This window comes from Rudaea sp. (assembly GCF_036560865.1).
Taxonomy (GTDB): Bacteria; Pseudomonadota; Gammaproteobacteria; order Xanthomonadales; family Rhodanobacteraceae; genus Rudaea.
Genome location: NZ_DATBQK010000094.1, coordinates 21,862 through 46,378 on the forward strand (window position 1 = coordinate 21,862; position 24,517 = coordinate 46,378).

General features: G+C 61.4%; 24 protein-coding genes, 1 tRNA gene and 1 pseudogene. 10 read left to right on the forward strand and 16 right to left on the reverse strand.

Going from position 1 to position 24,517, the window contains the following annotated elements; all coding sequences use genetic code 11:
* Position 1: 1 nt before the first annotated feature.
* The 5 genes and pseudogenes from VIE67_RS09760 to VIE67_RS09780 all read right to left on the reverse strand — a co-directional run.
* Positions 2 to 334 carry a hypothetical protein gene (locus VIE67_RS09760; RefSeq protein ID WP_332025674.1) on the reverse strand — a complete coding sequence of 111 codons (333 nt, stop codon included), beginning with the start codon at positions 332 to 334 and terminating at the stop codon, positions 2 to 4.
* Positions 335 to 469: 135 nt separating this feature from the next.
* Positions 470 to 616, reverse strand: coding sequence for a hypothetical protein (locus VIE67_RS09765; protein WP_332025676.1), 147 nt, complete (start codon positions 614 to 616; stop codon positions 470 to 472).
* Between the two features lie 134 nt (positions 617 to 750).
* Positions 751 to 1,104 (reverse strand): hypothetical protein, encoded by a 354-nt coding sequence (locus VIE67_RS09770; protein WP_332025678.1) that lies wholly within the window; start codon positions 1,102 to 1,104, stop codon positions 751 to 753.
* A gap of 66 nt (positions 1,105 to 1,170) precedes the next feature.
* Positions 1,171 to 2,814 carry a tetratricopeptide repeat protein gene (locus VIE67_RS09775; RefSeq protein ID WP_332025744.1) on the reverse strand — a complete coding sequence of 548 codons (1,644 nt, stop codon included), beginning with the start codon at positions 2,812 to 2,814 and terminating at the stop codon, positions 1,171 to 1,173.
* Between the two features lie 213 nt (positions 2,815 to 3,027).
* A pseudogene (locus VIE67_RS09780) lies at positions 3,028 to 3,360 on the reverse strand (TIR domain-containing protein); the annotation flags it as partial.
* 317 nt (positions 3,361 to 3,677) lie between these two features.
* Between VIE67_RS09780 and VIE67_RS09785 the strand changes: the two are divergent.
* The 8 genes from VIE67_RS09785 (at position 3,678) to VIE67_RS09820 (ending at position 15,756) form a co-directional block, all read left to right on the forward strand.
* Positions 3,678 to 3,950 (forward strand): MarR family winged helix-turn-helix transcriptional regulator, encoded by a 273-nt coding sequence (locus VIE67_RS09785; protein ID WP_332025680.1) that lies wholly within the window; start codon positions 3,678 to 3,680, stop codon positions 3,948 to 3,950.
* A gap of 45 nt (positions 3,951 to 3,995) precedes the next feature.
* Entirely contained in the window at positions 3,996 to 5,735 is a 1,740-nt protein-coding gene (locus VIE67_RS09790) for a chloride channel protein (RefSeq protein WP_332025682.1), read from the forward strand.
* 529 nt (positions 5,736 to 6,264) lie between these two features.
* Complete coding sequence (locus VIE67_RS09795; RefSeq protein ID WP_332025683.1) at positions 6,265 to 7,896, forward strand: MFS transporter; 1,632 nt, start codon at positions 6,265 to 6,267, stop codon at positions 7,894 to 7,896.
* 259 nt (positions 7,897 to 8,155) lie between these two features.
* Positions 8,156 to 10,204: a tetratricopeptide repeat protein gene (locus VIE67_RS09800; protein ID WP_332025685.1), complete on the forward strand. Its 2,049-nt coding sequence runs from the start codon at positions 8,156 to 8,158 to the stop codon at positions 10,202 to 10,204.
* The gene (locus VIE67_RS09805; protein WP_332025687.1) at positions 10,197 to 11,960 is read left to right on the forward strand and encodes a tetratricopeptide repeat protein; all 1,764 of its coding nucleotides are present in this window, start codon (positions 10,197 to 10,199) and stop codon (positions 11,958 to 11,960) included. Before VIE67_RS09800 ends, VIE67_RS09805 begins: the two co-directional genes overlap by 8 nt.
* A gap of 10 nt (positions 11,961 to 11,970) precedes the next feature.
* The gene (locus tag VIE67_RS09810; protein ID WP_332025689.1) at positions 11,971 to 12,156 is read left to right on the forward strand and encodes a hypothetical protein; all 186 of its coding nucleotides are present in this window, start codon (positions 11,971 to 11,973) and stop codon (positions 12,154 to 12,156) included.
* The gene (locus VIE67_RS09815) at positions 12,153 to 13,934 is read left to right on the forward strand and encodes a TPR end-of-group domain-containing protein (RefSeq protein ID WP_332025691.1); all 1,782 of its coding nucleotides are present in this window, start codon (positions 12,153 to 12,155) and stop codon (positions 13,932 to 13,934) included. The genes VIE67_RS09810 and VIE67_RS09815 overlap by 4 nt, the downstream gene beginning before the upstream one ends.
* Positions 13,935 to 13,995: 61 nt before the next feature.
* Entirely contained in the window at positions 13,996 to 15,756 is a 1,761-nt protein-coding gene (locus tag VIE67_RS09820) for a tetratricopeptide repeat protein (RefSeq protein WP_332025693.1), read from the forward strand.
* A gap of 15 nt (positions 15,757 to 15,771) precedes the next feature.
* Here the strand turns inward: VIE67_RS09820 and VIE67_RS09825 are convergent, their stop codons facing one another.
* The 3 genes from VIE67_RS09825 to VIE67_RS09835 form a co-directional block, all read right to left on the reverse strand.
* Positions 15,772 to 17,556, reverse strand: coding sequence for a tetratricopeptide repeat-containing protein (locus VIE67_RS09825; protein ID WP_332025695.1), 1,785 nt, complete (start codon positions 17,554 to 17,556; stop codon positions 15,772 to 15,774).
* A 219-nt stretch (positions 17,557 to 17,775) separates the two neighbouring features.
* Positions 17,776 to 18,681: an alpha/beta fold hydrolase gene (locus VIE67_RS09830; protein WP_332025697.1), complete on the reverse strand. Its 906-nt coding sequence runs from the start codon at positions 18,679 to 18,681 to the stop codon at positions 17,776 to 17,778.
* 15 nt (positions 18,682 to 18,696) lie between these two features.
* Positions 18,697 to 19,047: a wax ester/triacylglycerol synthase domain-containing protein gene (locus tag VIE67_RS09835; protein WP_332025699.1), complete on the reverse strand. Its 351-nt coding sequence runs from the start codon at positions 19,045 to 19,047 to the stop codon at positions 18,697 to 18,699.
* Positions 19,048 to 19,300: 253 nt separating this feature from the next.
* Between VIE67_RS09835 and VIE67_RS09840 the strand changes: the two genes are divergently transcribed.
* Entirely contained in the window at positions 19,301 to 19,681 is a 381-nt protein-coding gene (locus VIE67_RS09840) for a cupin domain-containing protein (protein WP_332025701.1), read from the forward strand.
* Positions 19,682 to 19,695: 14 nt separating this feature from the next.
* Here the strand turns inward: VIE67_RS09840 and VIE67_RS09845 are convergent, their stop codons facing one another.
* Both VIE67_RS09845 and VIE67_RS09850 read right to left on the reverse strand, forming a co-directional pair.
* Positions 19,696 to 19,947 (reverse strand): GIY-YIG nuclease family protein, encoded by a 252-nt coding sequence (locus VIE67_RS09845; RefSeq protein WP_332025703.1) that lies wholly within the window; start codon positions 19,945 to 19,947, stop codon positions 19,696 to 19,698.
* 96 nt (positions 19,948 to 20,043) lie between these two features.
* The gene (locus VIE67_RS09850) at positions 20,044 to 20,484 is read right to left on the reverse strand and encodes a GFA family protein (protein WP_332025705.1); all 441 of its coding nucleotides are present in this window, start codon (positions 20,482 to 20,484) and stop codon (positions 20,044 to 20,046) included.
* A 351-nt stretch (positions 20,485 to 20,835) separates the two neighbouring features.
* Between VIE67_RS09850 and VIE67_RS09855 the strand changes: the two genes are divergently transcribed.
* Positions 20,836 to 21,807: an AraC family transcriptional regulator gene (locus VIE67_RS09855; RefSeq protein ID WP_332025707.1), complete on the forward strand. Its 972-nt coding sequence runs from the start codon at positions 20,836 to 20,838 to the stop codon at positions 21,805 to 21,807.
* 113 nt (positions 21,808 to 21,920) lie between these two features.
* Here VIE67_RS09855 and VIE67_RS09860 read toward each other — a convergent pair whose 3' ends face one another.
* The 6 genes from VIE67_RS09860 to VIE67_RS09885 all read right to left on the reverse strand — a co-directional run bounded on the left by VIE67_RS09860 (position 21,921) and on the right by VIE67_RS09885 (position 24,517).
* Positions 21,921 to 22,130 carry a hypothetical protein gene (locus VIE67_RS09860; protein WP_332025709.1) on the reverse strand — a complete coding sequence of 70 codons (210 nt, stop codon included), beginning with the start codon at positions 22,128 to 22,130 and terminating at the stop codon, positions 21,921 to 21,923.
* On the reverse strand, positions 22,127 to 22,357 hold the full coding sequence (locus VIE67_RS09865) for a hypothetical protein (protein ID WP_332025711.1): 231 nt from the start codon (positions 22,355 to 22,357) through the stop codon (positions 22,127 to 22,129). The genes VIE67_RS09860 and VIE67_RS09865 overlap by 4 nt, the downstream gene beginning before the upstream one ends.
* 250 nt (positions 22,358 to 22,607) lie before the next feature.
* Positions 22,608 to 22,682 (reverse strand) — tRNA-Val (locus tag VIE67_RS09870).
* 102 nt (positions 22,683 to 22,784) lie between these two features.
* Positions 22,785 to 24,008 carry a beta-ketoacyl-[acyl-carrier-protein] synthase family protein gene (locus VIE67_RS09875; protein WP_332025713.1) on the reverse strand — a complete coding sequence of 408 codons (1,224 nt, stop codon included), beginning with the start codon at positions 24,006 to 24,008 and terminating at the stop codon, positions 22,785 to 22,787.
* Between the two features lie 21 nt (positions 24,009 to 24,029).
* A complete protein-coding gene (locus VIE67_RS09880; protein ID WP_332025715.1) occupies positions 24,030 to 24,302 on the reverse strand; it encodes an acyl carrier protein in 273 nt (90 codons plus the stop codon).
* 53 nt (positions 24,303 to 24,355) lie between these two features.
* Positions 24,356 to 24,517 (reverse strand): hypothetical protein, encoded by a 162-nt coding sequence (locus tag VIE67_RS09885; RefSeq protein WP_332025716.1) that lies wholly within the window; start codon positions 24,515 to 24,517, stop codon positions 24,356 to 24,358.

Here is a 24,517-nt window from a genome sequence, read left to right on the forward strand (position 1 = left end):
TTCACGTTGGCGTGAAATACTTCGTGCCGCCGACGTCGATCGTCAGTTTGTATCGCCAGGTTCCCTTTGTGCCTGCGCTGTCGTTGAGATCGCTCATCTTCAGGTGTTTCTTTTTCGGCGTCGGCAGCGCGGGACCGAACGGACTGGGTGGTTTGGGATTGGGCAGCCAGACAAAGGAAACGAAACTGCCCTTGTAAGCGTTCCCGGATAATTTCCAGGTGATCGTTTGAGTATTTGCACCATGCTTGACATGGTTTGCGTCGCCGCTCTCATTCACGTCGACGTACCAACCGCTTGATGTTTGTACCAACGTCACCTTGAGAACATTCGCCATCGGAATCTCCTTATTAAGGGGGTCAGCGATCTGCTACTACCGAAGCATGCGCTTTCACCGCTACTCCGGGAGTACGGGGTACGAACGATGTTCAAATGACAGAACCCCATGTGCGGATTCCGTCTCCCGATGTTGCTAGTTATTTTTGATCGTGGGGCCTGAAACACCGAGTGCTTTAGTCGGCATCGATTTGGGCTCGGGGGTCGGCTTGGCCTTATTGGCAATCTTCTTCTTGCCCGTGGGGGCGGCTTTGGCGCTTTTCGTTTTTGGGGTCTTGGACATAACTGTCTCCGGAGGTTGGGCAGCGTTGCTGGCGTACGTGCGTTTCTACTTCACGCTCATTGTTGCTGGTTGGCTAAGCCAGACGCTGGCACTTGGCCAGCGTCTGGCATCTGTTCGAAAAGCGCTAGTGTTCGCTAGTTGTTTTTGATTGTCGGGCCGCTAGGCCCGCCGACCATCGGATGCCCCGCTTTACCATAGAGAGCAGTGCTGCTCGTGGTGTAGTTGTTACCTTGGTAACTCACAGTAATCGTATACGCGTGCTCGCCAACCGCAGTGTTGTCGTCTTGCACCGTTATCTGCGAGCTGGTAACACTCAACTGAGAAAATGGCGGGTTGGGCAGTCCGGTCAACGAAACAAAAGTAAAGGTCTCGTTCGCGAACGGCGTCCACTCGATCCGGTGATTGCCATTGTTAATGGATTGGTGATTAGGGATCGTGGTTACCGGTGGATTGGCGCTTGTATCGAGCTTCACTTGTATCTGAGCCATGACTCTACTCCTTCGCATTACGCTTGTTGGCGGCACTTGATGGGGCGGGCCGTAACGCCTTGCTCGTCAGGAATCCTTTTTGGCAGTGGCTGCCTGCAATTTTTGCTGGAAGGCCTCATTGATCGGGTAGTCAATATGCTCGCGTTGCAAGACCGCGACCAGCGCCAGGTCGCGATAGCCGGACTCCCACAGGCGCTGAATCAAGGGCTGTGCTTCGGGTTTTTTATCGAGCCCCAACAACGCTTCGATTTGCAATGCAAGCAAACGCGGATCCGATGTGCCGCTTTTCACCGCCTTGATTGCGCTCAATGCGTCCTGGCGCACTTGCTGCACAGCCTGCGCGTCGTCAGTGACGGATGCGAGCAACAGCTTCGCATTGACGGTGGCCAGGAGTATCGCGCGGTCGTCCGGCTGCTTGGCAAGTAGTGGAGCGAGCATGTCCAACGCAGCTTGCGCCTGCTTGCGCGTCTCGTTCTTGTCGTCGCCGGCAAACGTTTGTGCGGCGTGTTCGGTCTGCACTTCTGCGAATTCGCGCTGCCAATCGGCGTTAGCGGGATCCTGTTTGGTCAGCCTTGCGAACGCCTGCAGTGCTTGCGCCGTCAGCGCGTTAGCCTTGGGTAGCTGGCCGGCAAGACGCAGCAACCGGCTCAACTGCATCTGGTAAAGCGCAAGATTTTCCTGGACACCCGTCTGCGTCGGGTCCACCGCGATGAGCTGCGTCGCTATGTCAATTGCCTGCTGCAGGTCGCGCACACCCGTTTCGATGTCACCGGTCAGGGCCAGTGTGCGACCCAGGATTGCGCGTACCGTAAACGTATTGTAGAGCTGATCATTATTCTTTGGATCTTTTGCCGACAGGTCCGACTCGATCGCATCGTCGGCGCTGTATTCGGCGATCGCCGTGGCCAGGTCGCCACTCGTCAAGGCGACTTTGCCCAGATTGTTGTGTGCCGAACCCAACTGAGCCGTCCACACGGCTTTTGCAGCCCTGCCCGCAACCAACTGCTTGCAGTGAACCAGCATTTGCCGGTAGAGCGCTTCGGCTTCATCCAGTTTTCCGCGCGCTTCGAGTACGTGTCCGATGTTGTTTTCGATAGCGGTCAATTGGTAAATCAATTCGGGGTCGTCAGCGGAGTGCGACACGGCACGTTGCACAACCGTTTGTGCCGACTCGAAGCTTTGCTGCGCGGCGTCGAGGTTGCCCTCATACCAGTCGGTATAGCCCACCCACGCCCAATCCCGCGAATAGGCGATCTGCCGATCTGCGTCGTTGGGAGCCGCATCCGCAAGGCGGCCAGAGAGTTTCAACGCCGCCCGATACGATTCCATCGCGGCCGGAAGATGCCCTTGGGCAAAGCGGATCGAGCCAATCTTTTCCAATGCCTTGGCACGCTGCTTCAGCGCTTCGTCGGTGACATCGGTGGTCGGCAGCGAGGCGAAATACCCCATCGCCTTGTCATCGACCGCCTCCATGATGTCGAGTCGCGAGACTTCCTGCAGCTTGTCGTTGAGATCGCCGAGCATGAAGCCGACCAGCTCTTCGGCTTGCTTCTGTCGACGCTCGGCATCGTGCCGCGCAATGACGGCGGTGATCGCGAGAGCCGTCGTCACCAGCATCACTACCAACGCCAGCGCGGTAACCACGGCCATGCGCCGGTTGCGTCGGTGCAGTTCGCGCTGCTTGAGCGTATCGAAGCCGACATCGAGCATGCCCGCGATCAGTTTGAGTCTGGCGTTGTTCTTGCCGTCCTTGCCCGCGCGTGCATCGGCGGCAATCGGTTCGGTGCGTTCCTGCGTCGGCTGTCCGTCCACGCCGAGTTGGAAACGCAACGCTGGCGCAAAACATTCCTCGGCGGCGCGGTCGGCAAGATCGCTCGCGTTCGGTTCGCCATCGACGATGAGGCAGAAAATGCGCTCGGCATGGCCGAGGCGCTTGAAGGTGAGGACTTCTTCGTTCACCCAGTGCGAAGTCGCCGAGCGCGGCGAGCAGATCACGATCAGATTGGCAGACTCGGCGAGTGCCTCGTTGACCTTGCGGTTGAGATCGTGCGCGCTGGGCAATTCGTCGCGATCGCGAAACACCGGCGCAATGCGCGCGGGAATCACGCCGGACTCGGTCGTTTGTCCAACCAGTTTGCGCGGGACACGGTAAGACTCCAGCGCGTTATGCAGCCACTGCGCCCAGACCTGATCCTGGTGGCTGTAACTGATGAAAGCCCTGTATTTGAAACTGGAAGCCGTCGGAGAGATCGTCATCGCTCGCCCGAAATTTGCCGCCGCCGTGTTTCCCCCACCCCAACGACCAGATTATCACCAAACGACCGGCGCATCCGGGTATCGCGAGCGGAAGGCGAATCGCCGGATGCCGATGGCGCGCCCGAGCGTTTTGCTATAATATATCACCTCGTTGTATATTTTCGCCCGTTGGAATTTCGTCCAGCCGTGATTGCCAAGTCTCAATACGTCGCGCTGTCCGAATTCCGTTCCCGGCTGGCGCAGTTCCTGCGCTTCAGCGAACGCGCGCCGCGCACGCTGCCGGCCTGCAGCCGGTTCAATATCTGCTGCTGCTGCATTTGCGCGGTTATCCAAAGCGCGATTGGGCGACCATCGGCGAACTGGCGGCACGGTTGTGCGCAAGTCATCAGGGCACGGTGGCGCTGGTCAAACGCTGTGAACGCAATGGGCTCATTACCAAGCAGCGCAGTCTTGCCGATGCGCGCCGCGTCGAAATTCATTTGACCGCGAAGGCGATGGGCTTGCTCGAACGTGTCGCCGGCGTACACAAAAACGAGCTTCGACGACTCGGCGGCGTGGTGAGCGTGAGCAACCTCGCGGCGTCGGGATAGGAAGCGCTTTCACGGCGCCTTGCATTGCAGAACCACGGAACCATCATGCACAAACGAGACTTTGCAGGCGGCGAACGCCTGTTCATGCTGTCGCTGCTGGCGCTCCTGATCGGGGCGATCAGCACGCTAGGCGCGGTCGTCCTGCTCGCGGCGATCCGGTTTTTCACCAACCTTTTTTTCTATCAGACGCTGTCGTTTGAATTTCACTCGCCCGCTGCCAATCACCTCGGCGCCTGGGTGATTGTGGTGCCGGCCATCGGCGGACTCATAGTCGGTCTGATGGCGCGCTACGGCAGCGAAAAAATCCGTGGCCATGGAATTCCCGAGGCACTGGAAGCGATCTTGTTTGGCAAGAGCAAAATGTCGCCGAAGGTCGCCGTGCTCAAACCCATTTCGTCCGGCATCGTGATCGGCAGCGGCGGCCCGTTCGGCGCGGAAGGTCCGATCATCATGACTGGCGGCGCCATGGCCTCGCTGCTCGCACAGGCGTTCCATCTGACTTCGGTGGAACGCAAGGCATTGCTGGTCGCCGGCGCCTGCGCGGGCATGACGGCGGTGTTTGGTACTCCGGTCGCGGCCGTGCTGCTTGCAGTGGAATTGTTGTTGTTCGAGCTGCGCCCGCGCAGCCTGCTGCCGGTGATGCTGGCCTGCGCGGTCGCCGCGTTCCTGCGACCGCTTTGGGCCGACGCGGGGCCGTTGTTCCCGCTGCAAACAGACGCACCGTCCTTGCTCGGGCTGTTGTCATGCATAGTCGCGGGCCTTGCATCAGGTTTGCTCTCCAGCGCGATGACGCATCTGCTCTATCGCATCGAGGACGGGTTCAGCCGCTTGCCGCTGCACTGGATGTGGTGGCCGGCGCTGGGCGGTCTGTTGGTCGGCCTGGGTGGATATTTCCAGCCGCGTGCACTGGGTGTCGGCTACGACGTCATCGGCGATCTGCTGGCCAATCATCTGCTGTTGTCCACGGTCGCGGCGCTGCTCGTCGTGAAGATAATCATCTGGGCAATCGCGCTGGGCTCGGGAACCTCGGGCGGTGTGCTCGCGCCATTGCTCATGATCGGTGCGGGACTGGGCTGCGTGATCGGTACCTGGCTGCCCGGCGGCGATGTGAAGCTGTGGGCGGTGGTGTGCATGGCCGCCACGCTTGGTGGCACGATGCGCGCGCCATTGACTGCGGTGCTGTTCGCGTTTGGATTGACGCACGACGCCAACGCGTTGCTGCCGATCCTGCTGAGTTGTGCCGTCGCATACGGCTTCACCGTGGTCGCCATGCCGCGCTCGATCTTGACCGAGAAAATCGCGCGCCGGGGCAAGCATGTCTATCGCGAATACGGTCTTGATCCGCTGGAAAAACATTTCATCGACGAAGTCATGACACGAAATGTCGTTGCGATTCCGGGCGAACTGAAGTTGTCCGAGGTGTTGGCAAATTACTTCGGCTCGACGCAGCAGCAGCGTGCATATCCCGTGGTCGTCGACGGCAAGTTCGTCGGCAACGTGGATCGATCCAGCCTGCAGTCGCTGGCGCATGGCGGCGATCCGGCCATCGCCACGGTTATTCCGCAACAGGAACCCGCCTATGCATTGGCCAACGAAACCTGTCGGTCGGTCGCCTCGCGCATGGCCGCGTTCGGACTGGAGCGGCTTGCGGTCATCGAATCGGCGGAATCCAGACGTCTTGTCGGATTCGTCAGTCGCAGCGACCTGCTGAAGCCTGCGAAGCAGCTCTACGAGGAGGAATTCGAGCGCGAACGCGTTTTTCGGAAAGGCTCCAAGCCGGTATAGTTCGCGCGCGCACGGGACCGCGCAGCCCGCACGATCGCCTTTGCGTCTACGATGCGGCCAGCTGAAGTTTGAAATACCGCAACAGCTTGGTCGGCGCGGCGATCGCTTTCCCTTCCCCTGCGCCGCGGGGAAACATCGGCAGGATTGCCGATGTTTGCAGCGAAGGCTGCCCGCAGGGCGAGCCACATGGATGTGGCGAGTACAAGGTGCCGACTGCGAAGGCAGGATGCCGAAGCGAACGGCGAAGCCGGCCCGAAGGGCGTGCCGCAGGAGCGGCACGTAACGCGGGAGGGGGCGCTCTTGCTCTTGATCGGACATGGGAAAGCGCCCCCATCAGCCCTGCGGGCAGCTTCCCCGCTGCGCAAGGGAAGCGACCACTTGGGTTCTGCACTCTGAATTGTTCAAAGATAAGTGGTGGGCTTGGTTTCAAACATCCCCGGGCCACATCAAATAAACTATCGAACCGGCGACGATGAGCACCGGTGCACGGGGTTGTGCCATCTTATCGCCGGGGAATGCGATCCGCTCCATGACATCGAAAGGTATCTCGTTCCATCACCCGATCGCGTTCTGGCTGGGCTGTGCGCTGCTCGTCGCCGGCGTGCTGTCGCATGGGCCGATGCTCGCGATGGGCGCGCATACGCACTATCACCTGGCCGGCATGCCAATGGATCCGATCATGCTTGCCGGCATGGCGATCATTCCGCTCGGCCTGCTGCTTTCGGGCTACGGTCTGATGCCGCGTCTGGAACAAATGCGCCAGACACTGCAAGGCGCGCGCGATCACGCCTACTTCCATATTGCCGATGGCGTGCCGTTGAATCGCGAGCACTGGACGCTGGTGATCGTGCTGATCGTGGCGCTGGCCATCGATGTGATGAAACCGGCGACGCTGGGTTTCGTCATGCCGGGTATGACTGCCGAGTACGCGATCAGCAAACAGACCGGCGGCCTGCTTGCGTTCGTCGCGCTGATCGGAACCACCGTGGGTTCGGTGCTGTGGGGCCGCATCGGCGATGTGTTCGGCCGGCGCGCGGCGATCCTCTTGTCGGCGCTGATGTTCATGGGCACCGCGATCTGCGGAGCGATGCCCAGCTACAACTGGAATCTCGCAATGTGTTTCATGATGGGCGCAGCCGCCGGCGGCATGCTGCCGATCGCGTTCACGCTGATGGCCGAAACGGTACCGGCAGCGCAGCGCGGCTGGCTGCTGGTCATGCTCGGCGGCATCGGCACATCGGCCGGATATCTGGCGGCGGCGGGGGCAGCAACCTTGCTCGAACCCACCTTCAGTTGGCGAGTGCTGTGGCTGCTGAATCTGCCGACCGGTGCGATCATCCTGCTGCTCAACCGCTGGATCCCCGAGTCGCCGCGCTTCCTGTCCAACGTCGGTCTGGAAAACGAAGCGCGCGCGGTGCTGTTGAAATTCTCCGGTGCGAAATCGGTCGCCGATGCACGCAACCGGATTGCACCCGATGACGACAATTCCGTCGCCACAGCGATTCCCGACGAGCTGCATCCGGTCATCGGCATGCGCCAGCTGCTGCGCGGCCGGCATGCTCCGATCACCTGGGGTCTGCTCGTCTGCGGTACCGCGTGGGGTCTGGTGAATTTCGGCTTCGTTCTCTGGCTGCCGATCAACCTGACCAATCTCGGTGTGCAGGCCAGCGGCACCAGCGCATTGCTGACATGGTCGGCGGTCCTCGCGCTGCCGGGCATCGGCCTCGTGGTCTGGCTCTATCACCGTTGGAGTTCGATCCATTCGTTGGTGCTGTTCATCGCGCTCACTACGTTCGCGTTGCTGGCGTTCTTCTTCATGGCGCTGGCGCATGTGCAATCCGCAAGCGCGACCATCATTGCCACTGCGGCCCTGCTGGTCAGCGTCAGCGGTGTGATCGCGATGTTGATTCCATATGCCGCCGAAATCTATCCCGTACATCTGCGCGGCACCGGTTCGGGTCTGGTCGCGGCCAGCTCGAAGTTTGGCGGCATCCTTGGTGCGGGCCTTGGCGTGAGCGGTTTCTTCACGCACTTCATGCTGTCCGCGGTGTTGATCGCGGTGCCGATGGCAATCTCCGGTCTCATGCTTTTGCGGAGCGGCATCGAGACACGCGGCTTTGGTCTTGAGGACATTCAAGAGGCTTTGTCGGGTTCCCGCTGACATCGCTTCGAAGCGCTTGCTGGCGAAGCGTGCATGTCACGCGCGTGCTTGAGCAATTCGCTGGATCAAGTTCCGCTCCGCGCCGTCGCGACTGTTATGCTGTAATTTGGCGACCGTTGCAAGGGGCGATCGGTATGGCGAAGGCTTGGCTTTGGCATGAAATGCGACGCCGCCACGAATACCGCGTGGCTACTGCGTACTCCCCAGCCGGGGCAGAATCCGATCTGCCGCGAGCCGTGCTTGCCGGCGGATGCTGCGCATGAATGACTTCCTGCAGCGCCTGCGCGAACGCAAGCTGGTGCAATGGGCGCTGGCATACGTCGCAGCGGCGTTTGCGCTGATCCAGGTTCTCGATATCGTCGCGCAGCGCTTCGGCTGGCCCGAGTCGATCGAGCGTTTTGCCATCGTCGCGCTGGCGATCGGTTTTTTCGTCACGCTGGTGCTGGCGTGGTATCACGGCGAGCGCGGCGCACAGCGCGTGAGCGGAACCGAGCTGTTGATTCTCGCGCTGCTGTTGGCAATTGGCGGCGCAGTGGTGTGGCGAGTCGCGCCGAGTACCAATTCACCGGAGGCGAAAGCTTACGCTGCCGCGCCAGGATCGACATCGGTAGCTGTCGTCCCGGCCGACCGCAAATCCATCGCCGTGTTGCCGTTCGAAAGCCTCAGCAAGGATGAAGACAACGCCTATTTTGCCAGCGGCATGCAGGACATGATCCTGACCAAGATCGCCGGTATCGGCGATCTGAAAGTGGTTTCGCGTACGTCGACCGAAAAGTACAAGAGCCATCCTGACGATCTGAAAACAATCGCGCAGCAACTCGGTGTCGCCACGGTCCTGGAAGGCAGCGTGCAGAAGTCCGGCAACCAGGTGCTTATCAACCTGCAGTTGATCGACGCCGCAAGCGACAACCATCTGTGGGCCGAGGCCTACCCGCGCACCCTGGACAACATCTTCGGCGTCGAGGGCGAAGTGGCGCAGAAAGTCGCCGAAGCGCTGAAAGCCAAGCTGACGCCGGCGGAGATCGCGAGCGTCGCCAAGGCGCCGACGCAGAATGCCGATGCCTATGACCTGTATCTGCGCGGCCTTGCCCACTACAACCGCGCGAACGACGAATATATTTTGACTTCGGTAGAGGTGCCGCAAGCAATTCCATTGTTTGAAGAAGCGCTGGCGAAGGATCCTGGCTTTGCCCTGGCCGCCTCCGCCCTTGCCAAGGCGCATATGTATGCGTATTGGTTCCAGCCGGATCGAACCGACGCGAGGCTGGCGACGGCCAAGGCAATGGCGGACCGCGCATTGGAATTGCAACCGGACTTGGGCGATGCCCACTATGCGCTTGGGTTATACCTCTACTGGGGCTTTCGCAATTATCCAGCCGCTCATGAACAGTTCGATATTGCGCGCAAAACCTTGCCCAACAATGCCGATGTGGAACTGACCGATGCAGCCATCGCACGACGGCAGGGACGCCTGGACCAGGCGATCGCCGGCTTCCAGCGCGCAGCGATGTTGGCTCCGCATAGCAGCGGACCCTACTTCAACCTGGCGCAATGCTACATGCAGCAGCGCAATTACGCGGAAGCGGATCGACTATTCGGGCGCGCCGCGGAAGTCACTGCGGATCCGGAAGTACAGCTCTTGCGGCGCGCCGAGAATTTGGTGTTCTGGAAAGGCGATCTCATGCCGATGCGGACTGCGCTCGACGCAATGAAGCGTGGGACGGACGTTTATACGGCTAATGGATTGCGTCTGGAGCAATTCGCATGGTGGTCGCGCGATTTCGCAGCGGCCACCGCGGTAGTGACGGCCGACTCCGCAGGCAACTGGTATGACGCGACGAATATCGCGTTGCCGAAGCGTCTGTACCTGGCGTGGGCGTATGCAGCGGATGGCGACGATGCGCGGGCCAAATCGCTCTACGCTGAATTGCGCGAAAAAATGCAGTTGGCGGTGCGCGAACGCCCTGCCGATTCCGGGCTTCACCTGGCCTTGGGCTTCGCCGATGCCGGCCTTGGACTCAAGCAGGAGGCAATTGCCGAAGGTCGCAAAGCGGCCGAGTTGACGCCGGTCGACAGGGATGCTTTCAGCGGGCCCGGATACCTCTGCTGGCTGGCCAAACTCTACGTGCGCGTCGGCGCAAAAGATCAGTCCATCGATCTGATCGAAAAACTGTCGGCCATGCCCGCCGGGATGGTCATATCCGCCGCCATGCTCAAAGTCGATCCGGTTTGGGATCCGCTGCGCCATGACCCGCACTTCCAGAAAGCGATCGCCGACATCGAGGGCCGGAGCGCAACGCATGAATGATTTCCTGCAGCGGTTGCGCGAACGCAAGCTGGTGCAATGGGCGCTGGCTTACGCGGCCGCTGCGTTCGCGCTGCTGCAGGGCTTCGATATCGTCGCACAGCGCTTCGCGTGGCCCGAAGCGATCGAGCGCATGCTGATTCTCGCGCTGGCGATCGGCTTCTTCGTGGCGATCGTCCTGGCCTGGTATCACGGCGAAAAAGGTGCGCAACGCGTCGGCGGCGTCGAGCTGTCGATCCTCGCGCTGTTGCTGGCGATCGGCGGCGGGCTGTTGTGGCGCTTTGCCGCTGCGCCGGTGGAACAGCACGTCGCGACTACGTCAGAAACGGCTGAAAGCAAACCGGCTTCGACCCAGGACCCGCGCCAGCGCAATTCCATCGCGGTGCTCCCGTTCAGTGACATGAGTCCCGGCCACGACCAGGAATATTTTTCCGACGGCATGACCGAGGAGATCCTCAACGCCCTGGCGCAGGTGCAGGGGTTGAAGGTCGCCGGGCGTACATCGTCCTTCTTCTACAAGGGAAAGAACGAGAACCTGCAGGTGATCGGCAGGACGCTCGGCGTCGCGCACATCCTCGAAGGGTCGGTGCGCAAGCAGGGCGACAGGGTGCGCATCACCGCCCAGCTGATCCAGGCAGCCGACGATTCGCATTTATGGTCGAAGGAATACGACGGCACGTTGAACGACATATTCGAACTGCAGGAACGCATTGCGCGGGCGATCACCGATCAGCTCAAGCTCGTGTTGCAGGACGAACAGAAACCGCACGGCGCACTGCACGCGCCGAAGCCCGAAGCGTACCAGCAGTATCTTCGCGGCCAGTATTTCTGGCACCAGCGCGGCTATGAGAACCTGCAGACTGCGATCGCGGCCTATCAGGCGGCGCTGGTCGTCGACCCGGACTACGCCGACGCCTGGGCAGGCATGGCGCAGGTCTACGCGATCCTGCCCGAGTATTACGAGACCGTCGCGGCGAACACCGGTGCCGCTCCCGATACCATGCAGCAGGCGCTTGATGCGGCCGATCACGCGTTGCGCCTGGAACCAGCGTCGAGCGCGGCATTGCTCGCGCGCGCGTACATCCGCGGTGCGCGCCAGTTCGACTGGAGCGGCGCCGAAGCCGACTTCCGCGCCGTGGTTGCGGCGAACCCGCAGGATGCGACGGCGCACCAGTGGTACGGCGAGATCCTGATGTACCAGCGCCGATGGACCGACTGCGATGCCCAGTTCGACGCCCTGCTCGCAATCGATCCGCTGTCGGTCATCGCCCAGCACCTGAAGGGTTTCGCGCTGGCGTTGCAGGGGCGATTCGAAGAAGCCCTGCCGGTCTTCGACGAGGCGTTGCGCATCGCACCGGCCTTCGTGTTTTCGCAGAACTGGAAGGTGTTTACTCAGGTCAAGCTGCATCGCTACGACGAGGCCCAGGCAGCGATCTCCAATTTTCCGGAGCCGCGGCGCGAACTGATGACGAAGTTCGTTACCGCTGCGCGCGATCCGGCGCAGCGCGACCGATTGGCCGAACAGATCGCGGCCGGGCCGGCGCAGGACACGGCTATCCAGATGGTGCTCGCGATCGTCGGCCGCGACGATCTCGCCCTCGCGGCGATCGAACGGCAGTTTCACGACAAGGCGCCGTTCCGCGGACTCGTATACGCGAACGTCCTGTTCGACCCGCTGCAAAAAGACCCGCGCTTCCAGGCGCTGCTGCGGCAGGTGAATCTGCCGCCAGCGTCCGGTCAATCGCCATCGAGGCACTGAAGGCAAACCAATGACGGGTCAGCGCTTCCTCACGATAGACCACCTGATGTCGATGCCGGGCGGCGCCGGACTATGCTGTCTGCTCGGCGCGCCATACGGCGCACCCTGCAATCCGATCACGCGCGCCACCCTCCGGCTCGATCCGGACTTCGACAAATTGCATGCCGATCCGGAGTTCCAGAAGGCCGGCCCATGAGCGATTTCCTGCAGCGCCTGCGCGAACGCAAGCTGGTGCAGTGGGCGCTGGCCTATGCTGCTGCGGCATTTGCACTGATCCAGGTTTTGGACATCGTCGCGCAGCGTTTCGGTTGGCCCGAGTCGATCGAACGCTTCGCCATCGTCTCGATGGCGATCGGGTTTTTCGTAACGCTCGTTTTAGCTTGGTACCACGGCGAACGAGGCGCACAGCGGGTCACCGGTACCGAACTGCTCATTCTGGCGTTGTTGCTGACGATCGGCGGCGCCGTGACCTGGCGTCTGGCGCCGACCGCAACGGAGCCATCGACGACGAGCACGACGGGATCCAAACAGTCGTCCGTTCCTGAAGTTCCCGTTTCGGACAAGTCGATCGCGGTGTTGCCATTCGAGAACCTGTCGGACGACAAAGCGAACGCCTATTTCGCCGAAGGCATCCAGGATGAAGTCCTCACGCGTCTTTCCAAGATCAGCGCGCTGAAAGTCATTTCGCGAACGTCGACCCAGCAATTCGGAGCGCGGCCCGGCAACCTCTCGGAGATCGCCCGGCAACTCGGCGTTGCCAACATCCTGGAGGGCAGTGTGCAGAAAGCCAACGACCAGGTGCGCGTGAATGTGCAGCTGATCAACGCGCGTACCGACACGCACCTGTGGGCCGACATCTACGACCGCAAGCTCACCGACATCTTCACGGTCGAGAGCGACATCGCAAAAACCATTTCCGAGGCGCTGCAGGCCAAGCTGACCGGGTCGGAGCAGCTTGCGCTGGCCGTGCGGCCGACCGAAAACTCCGAGGCTTACCAGTTCTACCTGCAAGGGCGTTTTTTCTGGAACAAGCGCATCGCCGTCAATCTCCGCAAATCGATCGATTTTTTCGCCAAGGCAATCGAAAAAGATCCGAATTACGCGCTCGCCTATGCGATGACGGCGCAGGCGTGGTTGTTGTTGCCCAGTTACGGCGGCTGTGCTCCGAAGGATTGCCTGCCGCAGGCCCAAACCGCCGCGAAAAAGGCCTTGGAACTCGATCCCAACTCGGCCGACGCGCACGCTGCGCTCGGCATGGTCAAATACATTTACGAAGTCGATATGCCCGGATCTGCCGCGGAACTCGAGCGCGCCATCGCGCTCGACCCGAACAATGCAACGGCGCATCACTGGCTCGGCAATCATCCACTAGCGGCGTTGGGCCAGATCGAACGCGAAACCGTGGAGTTGAAGCGCGCGCTGGAACTCGACCCACTGTCCATGATCATCAATACCAATCTCGCGCAGGCCTATATTTATGCGAGGCGTTATGACACGGCAATCGCCCAGCTTCGACGAACCATCGAGATGGATGCGAGTTTTTATTTTGCGCACTATATGCTGGGTATAGCGCTGGAATTGGCCGGTTCCCCGGCGGAGGCCGAGGCCGAGTACCGGGCGTCGATTGCGTCCGGCGGCGGCGATCCGTTTCCGGTCGGGCTGTTGGGGCATCTCTACGCTAAGACCGGTCGTCCGGATGAAGCTCGAAAGATACTCGATCGGCTTCTTTCGATGCGCAAGGACCGTTACGTCGAAGCCTATACCATTGCAATGGTGTACCTCGGTCTGGGCGATCGCACCGAAGCGCTCAATTGGCTGGAACAAGGCTACCGCGAGCGCGACGGCGCCGATATCGCGCCGATCCGCGTAGATCCGATGCTTGATCCGTTGCATGGTGATCCTCGATTCGAGGCTCTGGCAGAGAAAATCGTTCCCGCGCGCGATTTCACCGCGGCGCCGGCGGCGGCGAAATGATGCGACTGGAAATTTTCGAATTTCCCGACAATTGCCGGCCATCACGACGGGCGGCTCGATTGTGAGTGACTTTCTGCAGCGCCTGCGCGAACGCAAGCTGGTGCAATGGGCACTGGCTTATGCGGCCGCGGCGTTCGCATTGCTGCAGGGGCTCGACATCGTCGCCCAGCAGTTCGACTGGCCCGATGGTGTGCGCCGCGGCATCACGATTGCACTGATCATCGGATTCTTCGTCACCTTGGTGCTCGCCTGGTATCACGGCGAGCGCGGCGTCCAACGCGTTTCCGGAAGCGAATTGCTGATACTCACGCTGTTGTTGGTGATCGGCGGCGTGGTTCTCTGGCGAGTTGCGCCGAATGCCAACGCGCCGTCGGCAACCGTCGCAGCGACACCGGCGTCAGGCGCGTCTGCGCCAATGCGTACAATTCCAGTCGATCACAAGTCGATCGCGGTGCTGCCGTTCGTCAATATGAGCGGCGATGCGAAGAACGAATATTTCAGCGACGGCATCACCGAGGAGATCCTCGATGCGCTTACGCACATTCCGGATCTGAAGGTTGCCGCGCGAACGTCGGCGTTTGCGTTCAAGGGCAAGGGCGAGGATCTGCGCAAGGTCGGTGAAATGCTCGGCGTCGCGAATGTGCTCGAAGGCAGCGTGCAGAGGGCCGGCGACGACGTGCGCATCACCGCGCAGTTGATCGACGCCCACAATGGGTTTCATCGCTGGTCGGAAAAATACGATCGCAAACTGACCAGTGTCTTCGCCGTAGAGGACGAGATTTCCAAGGCAATCGCCGATCAGCTCAAATTGCGCCTGGCCGAAGGCAACCAGAGTGCGCAGACGGCGGTTGACCCGCGAGCGCATGATGCCTACCTGCGCGGTCTGGCCTTGCTGGCCGCGCGCGAGCGCGGCCTGCTCGACGCCGTGAAAGCGTTCGAACAAGCCGTGGCGATCGAATCAGGCTATGCCCAGGCGTGGGGTGCGCTGGCCGAGACCGAAGTCTTGTTGCCGAACTACAACCTGGATTCGATGGAAGCTGCAATCCCGCGCGGCGAATCCGCTGCACGACGCGCTCTGTCGATCGATCCGGATACGGCGTCGGCTCATGTCGCCCTCGGCGAGATATACATTAGCCGCGCCCAATGGCCGCAAGCCGAGGAGGCTTTGCGCCGAGCGCTGGCCGCGGCCCCCGGCGACGTGGAAGCGATTGATCAGCATGCGCAGGTCCTGTATGCGGCAGGTCAGTTGGAGCCGGCGTTGGCGGAGATCGAGCGCGCTCAGCGCCTTGATCCGCTGGCTCGGGTGATCGGCGTGATCCGCGCCCAAATCCTGCTTGCCCTGCATCGCTACGAAGCAGCTGCGGCGCAAATCGAAAGCACGCTTGCTGTGAATCCGGACTTTGCCTTGGCACACAACATCGCGGCGGTGATCGATCTTAATCGCCACCGCTATACCGAGGCCGAAACCGAGTTTCGCCTTCATGACACACTCAACGGAAAAGATCCTGACGCAACGGCATTTCTGGTACGCGGAATAGCTGACCCGAAGTTGCGCGTCGCCGCCTTGCACAATCTTGAAACGGCGCCTGCCGATGCCCAGCTGCGCGGCGATCCGATCGTCCATGCGGTGCTACTCACGCATCTGGGCCAGTATGAAGATGCTTTGGTCGAGCTGGAAAGCTACGCCGTCCATCGCAACAGCACGAACCCTCAAATACTCTGGGACCCGGGTTTCGATGCCATCCGCGGCGAACCGCGCTTCAAGGATGTGCTGAAGAAGCTGGGCTTGCCATACAAGCCAAGCGAGGAATCTACGCCGTGATTCCCCTCTGACCTGTCAAGAGACGGACGCCGAACGCGTTGCGGTGAAAACACGATGGTGGCCATAGCCTTTCGCCAGGGCAAGGTTGCCGGCATAGCGGAATTCATATTGCTGCGGGCAGCGCAAGGCCGCTTCGCACACCACCGCCTCCGATGCCAGAACGCTGCCCGGTGGAGTAATGGGTTCGATGCGCGACGCAAACGTAAGGCCAGCGCCGTAGATGGTCGGCTGCTTTTCGATCGGGTCGTATCCGTGTTCCATCGGCCCGAAATGAAGAGCGATACGCAACGGCAGGTGAAGGTGGCGCTGACTGTCTGTCGTGTCGACTCTACACCCCTCCTGCAAGCCGAGCGCAAGTTCAATACCGGAGGAGACGTCGGGGCAGATGGCATGAATCGCATCGCCCCATGTCTTGCGCAACAAGGCCGGCGTGCGTTGCTCATCCAGCACTTTGCCCAGCGGCAGCAGAACGGCGCTCTGAAACTGGCGAACTTCGTCGAAGGTGAGCTTGGAGAAGGCCTGGAAATCGGCAAACAACACGGACGCACAAAATCGCTGCGCGTCCGACAGCGGTTGCTGGGGCGTTGAAGTTTGTGGATCGATGGTGGTCTCGACGTCGTCCAGATCGATGACCTGCGTTCCAAGTGTAGATGCGACATGGGCCGCCGCACCGAGACAAAGGTTTTCAGCGTAGCGAATCGCCGTTGGGGAATCGCGTTCGACGAATGCGGAAACTTCGCTTTCCGCGCTCGCTTTGGCCAGACATTCCTGGATCAGGGTCAGGCCCGCTGCGCCATGCGCGGCTTCGACCTGTTTCAGGAAATCGCTTTTCGGTCCAAGGAAGAAGCAATGCACATGGATTCCGGAGCCGATCAACTTGAGCGCTGCAGCTGCGGTCTCGGGACAGTCCAGCAGCACGAATGCTTGCGACACGCGCGAGTTGATGTCCGTGTTTGCCGAAGAAACGCTGTGTTTCCTGCTGCCACGCATCAGCGTTCCGACCGGCTCCGGAACGATGCGCTCGGTGAGCGCAAATGCCAGGCCGCCGTCGCGTTCCAGCAAACGAAACTGCGAGCGCAGGCGCGCTAGCCAGTGCGGCTGTGAGGACATGACGGACTGAAAATTCAGCAGCGCCTTTTCGACAGCATCTTTGTCCCCTAGCAGGGCATTGGCCTCGATCCGCGTTGCAAAATGGAAGAAGCGCTGCACCTGGGTGGATGGGCTATCGCGATTCAATCTCGCGATCGCTTCGGTTGCCCAGCGCGACGATGCCGCCTGTAGACCGGCAAGTCTGAACATCGTGGCGGCATTGGCCGCAGAGTAATAACCGGACGTGATGACAGCGGCGCGCTCGTACGCTTCGCCCGAGCGGCGCGCGATGTCCGCGCGTTCGGTTGGCGACGCCCCTGCATATCGATCTTTCAGCAGGCGTCCTGCCAGGGCCAGGGAATCTTCATCGGTTCGATTCGACAGCCCGTAGACGGAATAGTGGGCGAGGGCATCCTGAGTGCAGCCGAGATTGCACAGCGCGAGCACGTGAAGATATTGCAGCCCCGGATCTTCGGCGGCGGTCTCCAATGCGCCCAAGACTTCGTCATAGGCGCCCAGATGGTCGCCAAGCCGAATCCGTGTGCGGATGCTGGAAACAACGCTAGGTCCGCTGGCAAGCGGCTCTTCGCTTCTTCCGCTGTCGCTGGTGTCTCGCATCGTGGCGATGATTATCGCCGAATTCGGGCTCGGCGCGCCTTCCAGTACAGCAATACTTGATATCTGCGCGCGGGGCTTGTTCCAAGCGAGCATCGTTTCGCAACGGCGCAGGATCGCCCGGGAAGGGGTAGTGGTCCAGTTTGAAAAATCCGTTCGACCTGAGCCCTTCGGCAAGCTCAGGACAAGCTGCGGCGCTCGCGCCGAAGTCGAAGGGCACCGGCCAAGTCGCTTCGACTTCGCTTGCTGCGCAAGCTACGCTCAGCGCGAACGGTTCTTTGCATTTCAAACTAGGGGAAAGCCCGCGCACGCAATTCAGTGCCTGGTCGTTTGCGCGGAACGCAGCTGCTCGATGATCATGCGCGTCAGTTCCGGCAAGGCCGCAGCGGGCAGATAGTGGCCGAGGCGCGGAATCACTTCGAGGCGTGCCTGCGGCAGCAGTCGCGCCAGATGATAGGCGGCCGGCAACGGTATCAGCGGGTCGTCCGCACCATGGATGATCAGGGTCGGACAGCGAATGCGCGCCACCTCGTCGCTGCGATCCGGATCGGCGATCACCGCCATCAGGTGCCGTGCAGCGCCGGCCGGGTTGTAGGAGCGGCGCAGCGAGCGCGCCAATCTCTCGCGCAGCGCGGCCAGTTCATCCGCATCGCTGACATGGCCGAGCGCCTGCATCAGCGCGACGAAGTGATCGAGCCTGCCATCGAAGTCGGCATTCTTCGGCGGTCGTTGCAGAAAGTGCCACAGCATCGCCGGACTTGGCCACGGGGCTGTGCGCGGGCCGGCGTTCGACATCATCGAGGTCAGGCTGCTCACGCGTTCGGGCGCGCGTGCCGCGAGCGATTGTCCGATCATGCCGCCGAGACTGATGCCGACAACATGGAAGCGATCCAGATGCAACGCATCGGCCAGAGCCAAGGTGTCCGCGGCCATATCGGCGATCCGGTATGGTGGCGTGAAATGCCGGTGCAGCAGGTGGGCGAGCAGCGCCAGTGACGGCGGCGTGTATTTCGGCAACGGGCCTGAGCTCGACAGGCCGATATCGCGATTGTCGAACACGACCACGCGATAACCGGCAGCGACCAGCGCATCGATCAACGCCTGCGGCCAGGAAACCAGCTGCAATCCCAGACCCATGATCAGGATCACGGTCGGGTGTCTGGTGTCACCGTGGCTTTCGCATTCCAGATGCAGGTCGCGCTGCGGCAGGTCGATGCGCATCGAAATCCCGCCGCCCTACTGCGTGAGCAGGCCGGCGTCGTCCACGCCCTGCGGATCACCATGGATCAGTCGGCGCCAACCGCTGTGATCGAACGGTTTCCATGCGCCTTCAGGCTGGGCCAGCCGGGGCAGCTCGTTCCACATCGGGTGCCCCAGATCGAGCGGCGCTTCCCGCAGGACACGACGCAACGGCGCCGCGCGCGGCCGGCGCTCTCGCATATGCGCAACGAGTGCCTTGTAAAAGTCGTAGCGGCGGCGTGGCGATTGCAGCAGCATCACACTGCCGACATGCATCGGCGTGCCGGCGGCCTCCAGATAAAGGAAGCCGGCATCGAGACCGCTCAGGGGTCGCAGGCGTTTGCGCAAGATCGTCTTGAGTACGTTCGGGCAACGCGACTATATGCTGCCACCGGCGCGACGTTGTTGTGCGCTGCGGGGCGAGGCGCCCTGCGTCGCAAAGGCGCATTCGCCGGCGAGCAGCAGTTTGGATCGCTTTGCGGCGGTTGTAAGTCCGGTCGTGGCGTTGCGTCGACGATCTTGGTTTCGATCCATGCGATGATAAAGTGGCATCGCAGAAAACTTCGCGGCCAGCGTGCCGCTGTTGCAGACAGGAGACGGCATGAAGAGGCTCGGTGTGCTGTTGACGACTGTTGTAGCGGGCGGCCTGTTGTTCGTGGCTGGAACGCGGCTGGCGTCGGCGCAGGATCCGGCCGTGGTGAACTCGAAGTTCGTCCACGTCAAGCTCGATAACGCTCATGTGCGGGTGCTCGATTCGCTGCTTCAACCAGGCGACAAGGAACAGTTGCACTCGCATTCGGCTTACGTCACCTACGTGATCAGCGGCGGCAAGTTGCGCAACCATTTGGCCGACGGCAAGACGACCGAGACCGAGATCAAGACCGGCGACGTGCTCTACCGCGACGCGGTCAGCCATTGGTCCGAGAACATCGGCACCACGCCCATCGAAGTTCTGCTCGTGGAGTTGAAGAATCCGGGTTGAGCGGTAATTCGTCCCTAGCGCGAGTGCGCGTCGCATAACGCGCGCTTTTCCTGCGCGGACAACTGCTTGATCCGATACTCGGCTTTCAACGCGGACGATCTATCGGGATATGCGATCTGCGCGAGCAGACGCGCCGGTGGATGCGAGCGCGTATATCGAGCGCCTTTGCCGCTGGCGTGTACGGCGTAGCGCGCGGCGACGTCGACCGCCACGCCCGTGTAGATGCTGCCGTCCGTGCATTCGATCAGGTAGACAAACCAAGCCACGTTCGAAGAATAGACGAAGAATGGAATCCGAGGAATGCAAGAGCAGGTTTTCTCCCGTATCCCCGCGGCCTTCCCTGGCCGCTCGGAAAAAGCGGGCTACTCCGCCAGCACTTCGCCCGAGCCGCCCATTTCCTTGGGAATGTCCTTCATCTTCGGCAAGCCATCCTTGATGCGCAGCTTGGTTTCCTGATAGTGCACATGCACGCCGGGTTTGAAGACGAAGCCGGGAATTACCGCGGCGTAGACATCGATCAGGTTCCAGCCCGGATGATTGGTGAACAGGTGGCCGCCGCATTTCGAGCACCACTGGCGGTTGCTGGTCGGCGTCTTGCTGAAACCGGCGACGTTGTCGGCGCCGCGCGTAATCTTCACGGCTTCGGGGTTCCAAAGCGAGAACGCATTGACCGGCCCGGCCGACCAGGTTCGGCAGGACTCGCAATGACAATAGCCCATTGCCGCCGGTTCCCCGGTCACGGTGAATTGCACCGCGCCGCAGAAGCAGCTGCCGGCATAAGTTTTGGTGTCTGGATTGCTCATGTTGCCATTCCTGATTGACGATTGCTTGGAGGTGCGCGGCGAAAATTGCCCGCGCCAGCCACTTTGGCTGGCGCGGAGATCGCTTGTCCTTCCCCTGCGTAGCGGGGGAAGGTGCCGAAGGCGGAAGGGGGCGCTCTTGCTCTTGATCGGGTATGGCAAAAGCGCCCCCATCAGCCCTACGGGCAGCTTCCCCCGCTGCGCAGGGGAATCGACCGCGAGGGTTCTGCGCTCTGAATTATTCGACGATAAGTAGTGGGTTTGAATTCAAACATCACGTGCCGCATCTATAGTATCGGTTTAGCCTTGATCCTTGTCTTTCGCCGCGACGCCGCGGTTCTTGATCGAGACCCCATGGACGCACTCTCCGACGTACTCAAATCCGTGCACCTCGATGGCGCCGTGTTCCTCAATGCGGAGTTCACGGCGCCGTGGTGCGTGCGCGGCGAGTCCGGCATGGCGCTGTACAAGGATCGCCTCGCCGAGATCGAGCACATGGTGTTCTTCCATTTTCTCGTCGAGGGCAGCTGCAAGGTCCGCTTGAACCAGACCGGGCAGGTGATCGAAGTGAGCGACGGCGACGTCGTGCTTTTCCCTCACGACGACCGGCACCTGATGGGCAGTGACTTGCGCATAACCCCGTTGGGCGAAGCCGGTGCGCCCGCTCCGGACGTTGTCGCCGATCCCAAGTTCATCCAGATCCGCCATGGCGGCGGCGGCGCGACGACGCGCTTCGTCTGCGGCTATCTGCTCTGCAGTCGCAGCATGGGCCGCTTGTTCGACGCGCTGCCGCGCATGTTGCGCATTCCGATCGGCAACGGCCAGGCCTCGATGCTGTTGCGCGAACTGCTGCAAGCCGGCGTGCGCGAGTCGCTGGATTCACGCCCCGGCACGGAATCCGCGCTGGCCAAACTGGCCGAGCTCATGTTCGTCGAGGCGATGCGCCGCTACGCCGAGAGTCTGCCGCCCGATGGCAAGGGCTGGCTCGCCGGTGTGCGCGATGCGCATATCGGACGTGCACTCGCGTTACTGCATGGCGATCCGGCGCGGGCGTGGAGCGTGGATGATCTCGCCCACAAAGTCGCGCTCTCGCGATCGGCTCTCGCCGAGCGATTCACCGTGCTGGTCGGCGAGCCGCCGATGCAATACCTGACGCGCTGGCGCCTGGCGCTGGCCGCGCAGATGCTGCGCGCGGGCAAGGAGGCCATCGCCCGCATCGCCGAGCGCAGCGGCTACGAATCCGAAGCCGCGTTCAACCGCGCTTTCAAGCGCGAATTCGGCATGCCGCCGGCGGGGTGGCGCAGGACTACCACGCCAGTCGGTTGATTGATGCGACGCTTTATTTTTTCCAGTGAGCGCCAAATTATCCGAGTGCGATCAACACGGCCTTGGGGTTCTTCTTGAGCGCGCGCAGCAACGCGCGTGCCGGGCCTTGAGGCTCACGTCGCCCTTGCTCCCAACCTTGCAGCGTCGATACAGGAACAGCCAGTATGGAAACAAACTTGGCTTGTGACAGACCAGTGATTGCGCACTTCCTTGACCTTCACCGCATCGAAGTGCTGCTCCCTCGAAGGCGCGCGCTCGCCACGCGAAATCTCTCCCATCTGCTCCATGCTTTCCACGAGATGCGCAAAGAGTTTCTTGTTCATGGATGCCACCTGTCTTTGATAGCCTTTAGTTGGCGTTTCTCTGCTTTGGTAAGATCGTCTTTGATGCCTTTCTTGTAGATCAGCACCATGCGGAACTGCTCCGCTGCATCTACATAGAAGTATATGACGCGAACGCCGCCGCGTTTACCTTTGCCGCCAGCGGACCAACGCACCTTGCGCAATCCGCCCGTTTCCTGGATCACATCGCCCGCATGCGGCTTTTCCATCAGGAAGTTCTGGAACTCGCGATATTCCTCATCGCCAAGCAGTTCCAGAACAGATGCAGTAAAGATCGAGGTCTCGACGAATTACTTACATACGTCAATGACGTATAGTATCCTGCCGCTGACAGTGGAGGTTCACCACCACGCGAGGAGGCACACAAAATCCACTGATCGACTCGCGCTGTTTCGGCAACGGGTTTGCCGTACTTTTGCCGTAATGGCATGAGCCCAGCGCGCTAGTTTGTTGATTAGTTGGTGGGCGGTACAGGGATCGAACCTGTGACCCCTACCATGTCAAGGTAGTGCTCTACCGCTGAGCTAACCGCCCAAAATCGCAGAAGGCAGCGGTGGTGCCTTCAAGGGGCGGCAAGGATAGCCGAGGCGGCGCGATCAGGCAACCGAAACGGCGTTCGTCGGAACAAAAAGCCCGTCAGGGCGCTTGTCTTAGCGCGACAACCGAATTCAGTCCGCCGAAGGCGAACGAGTTGCTCAGCGCCGCGCGGACTTTTCGCTCGCGCGCCGTGTTGGGCACGTAATCGAGATCGCATTCGGGATCGGGATCGATAAAGTTGGCGGTCGGAGGAATGATGCCGTCGCGCAGCGCGCCGATCACGGCGATGAGTTCGAGTGCGCCGGCCGCGCCGAGTGCATGGCCGTGCATGGATTTGGTCGACGACACCGCGAGTTTGTCCGCGTGCGCGCCGAACACGCGGCGGATCGACTTGGTTTCGGTCGGGTCGTTGGCCGGCGTGCCGGTGCCGTGCGCATTGATGTAGTCGATTTCCTCGACGCCGAGTCCGGCATCGGCCAGGGCGTGCTGCATCGCGCGCGCGATCGTGACTTCGGATGGGAACACCATGTCGCCCGCATCGGCGGTCATGCCCGCGCCGGCGAATTCGGCGAGGATCGTCGCGCCGCGCCGGCGCGCGTGCGCGTATTCTTCTAGCACGAAAATGCCGGCGCCTTCGCCGAGCACCATGCCGTGGCGCTGCTTGCAAAATGGCCGGCAAGTGTCGTCGGCGGTGACGCGCATCGCTTCCCAGGCTTTCATCACGGTGACGGTGACGCAGGCTTCGCTGCCACCGGTGACCGCGAAATCCACCTTGCCACTACGCACCATGTCGAACGCCTGACTCATCGCGTGATTGGCGGAGGCGCAGGCGCTGACCACGGCGAAGGCCGGCCCGGTCAGGCCGAATTCGATACCGATGTGGCAGGCCGGCGCGTTGGCCATCACGCGCAGGATGGTCAGCGGATGCACGCGCGGATTCTTGTCGCCGAAGAAGCGCTGCGATTGTTCGTTGTGCGTGTTTTCGCCGCCGATGCCGCTGCCGACGATGCAGGCGGTACGTTCGCCGCGGCCGTCGCTGCGGAAATCCAGGCCCGACTGTGCGACGGCCTCGCGCGCCGCCACGAGCGCAAACTGCGAGACGCGATCGAGCAGCGGCAGGCGCTTATGTTCGAAATGCGTGGCCGGATCGAAGCCGCGCACTTCCGCGGCGATCTTGATGTTGAGCAGGTCGGTGGGGATGTTGGCAATCGGTCCGATGCCCGCGCGCCCCGCGCGCAGTGCATCCCAGTTGGCCGATGCCGAATGGCCGAGCGCGGAAATGACGCCCATGCCGGTGATGACGACGCGACGCTGGCTGCTCATGGCACGTATCCCGTGTACCGGTCAGCTCTGTGCAGTCGGCGCATCGGCGGCGGGTTTTTCCGCAACGAGCTTCTCGACCGCCTCGACCAGTCCCTTGACCGAATCGGTATCGAAATTCGGATCGCGGTCGGGCAGGGTGATCTTGAAGTGGTCCTCGATCTCGAAAATGATCTGCACGGCGTCCAGCGACTGGATGTCGAGATCCTTCAGGGTGGAATCGAGGCTGATCTTGCCGATATCGATATTCGCTTCCTTGGCGATGATGCCGAAAACGGCGTCCTGTACTTGACTCATGGAAAATCTCCGCTGCAGCGTTGATGGTATTGGCAAGGGTTCGTGGGCGATCTTCAGCTACCGCGATCGACTCGCGCCACGGGGTTGGTCACGGCGGTGGATTGTACTTCGTCCGCGTCGCTGCCGAGCAAAACGATGCCGAACACGATCACGGCGGCGCCCAGCGCCTGACTCCAGCTGATCGATTCGGCGAACACCAGCCACGACGCGAACAT

What these genes read in the sequence shown, in the direction of transcription:
- VIE67_RS09805 (WP_332025687.1), top strand. Translation starts at nt 10,197, where the DNA reads ATGAATGATTTCCTGCAGCGGTTGCGCGAACGCAAGCTGGTGCAATGG.
- VIE67_RS09790 (WP_332025682.1), top strand. Translation starts at nt 3,996, where the DNA reads ATGCACAAACGAGACTTTGCAGGCGGCGAACGCCTGTTCATGCTGTCG.
- VIE67_RS09885 (WP_332025716.1), bottom strand. Translation starts at nt 24,517, where the DNA reads ATGTTCGCGTCGTGGCTGGTGTTCGCCGAATCGATCAGCTGGAGTCAG.
- VIE67_RS09825 (WP_332025695.1), bottom strand. Translation starts at nt 17,556, where the DNA reads ATGCTCGCTTGGAACAAGCCCCGCGCGCAGATATCAAGTATTGCTGTA.
- VIE67_RS09775 (WP_332025744.1), bottom strand. Translation starts at nt 2,814, where the DNA reads ATGCTCGATGTCGGCTTCGATACGCTCAAGCAGCGCGAACTGCACCGA.
- VIE67_RS09795 (WP_332025683.1), top strand. Translation starts at nt 6,265, where the DNA reads ATGACATCGAAAGGTATCTCGTTCCATCACCCGATCGCGTTCTGGCTG.
- VIE67_RS09860 (WP_332025709.1), bottom strand. Translation starts at nt 22,130, where the DNA reads ATGAACAAGAAACTCTTTGCGCATCTCGTGGAAAGCATGGAGCAGATG.
- VIE67_RS09855 (WP_332025707.1), top strand. Translation starts at nt 20,836, where the DNA reads ATGGACGCACTCTCCGACGTACTCAAATCCGTGCACCTCGATGGCGCC.
- VIE67_RS09800 (WP_332025685.1), top strand. Translation starts at nt 8,156, where the DNA reads ATGAATGACTTCCTGCAGCGCCTGCGCGAACGCAAGCTGGTGCAATGG.
- VIE67_RS09880 (WP_332025715.1), bottom strand. Translation starts at nt 24,302, where the DNA reads ATGAGTCAAGTACAGGACGCCGTTTTCGGCATCATCGCCAAGGAAGCG.
- VIE67_RS09840 (WP_332025701.1), top strand. Translation starts at nt 19,301, where the DNA reads ATGAAGAGGCTCGGTGTGCTGTTGACGACTGTTGTAGCGGGCGGCCTG.
- VIE67_RS09810 (WP_332025689.1), top strand. Translation starts at nt 11,971, where the DNA reads ATGACGGGTCAGCGCTTCCTCACGATAGACCACCTGATGTCGATGCCG.
- VIE67_RS09770 (WP_332025678.1), bottom strand. Translation starts at nt 1,104, where the DNA reads ATGGCTCAGATACAAGTGAAGCTCGATACAAGCGCCAATCCACCGGTA.
- VIE67_RS09815 (WP_332025691.1), top strand. Translation starts at nt 12,153, where the DNA reads ATGAGCGATTTCCTGCAGCGCCTGCGCGAACGCAAGCTGGTGCAGTGG.
- VIE67_RS09760 (WP_332025674.1), bottom strand. Translation starts at nt 334, where the DNA reads ATGGCGAATGTTCTCAAGGTGACGTTGGTACAAACATCAAGCGGTTGG.
- VIE67_RS09875 (WP_332025713.1), bottom strand. Translation starts at nt 24,008, where the DNA reads ATGAGCAGCCAGCGTCGCGTCGTCATCACCGGCATGGGCGTCATTTCC.
- VIE67_RS09850 (WP_332025705.1), bottom strand. Translation starts at nt 20,484, where the DNA reads ATGAGCAATCCAGACACCAAAACTTATGCCGGCAGCTGCTTCTGCGGC.
- VIE67_RS09830 (WP_332025697.1), bottom strand. Translation starts at nt 18,681, where the DNA reads ATGCGCATCGACCTGCCGCAGCGCGACCTGCATCTGGAATGCGAAAGC.
- VIE67_RS09765 (WP_332025676.1), bottom strand. Translation starts at nt 616, where the DNA reads ATGTCCAAGACCCCAAAAACGAAAAGCGCCAAAGCCGCCCCCACGGGC.
- VIE67_RS09865 (WP_332025711.1), bottom strand. Translation starts at nt 22,357, where the DNA reads ATGGAAAAGCCGCATGCGGGCGATGTGATCCAGGAAACGGGCGGATTG.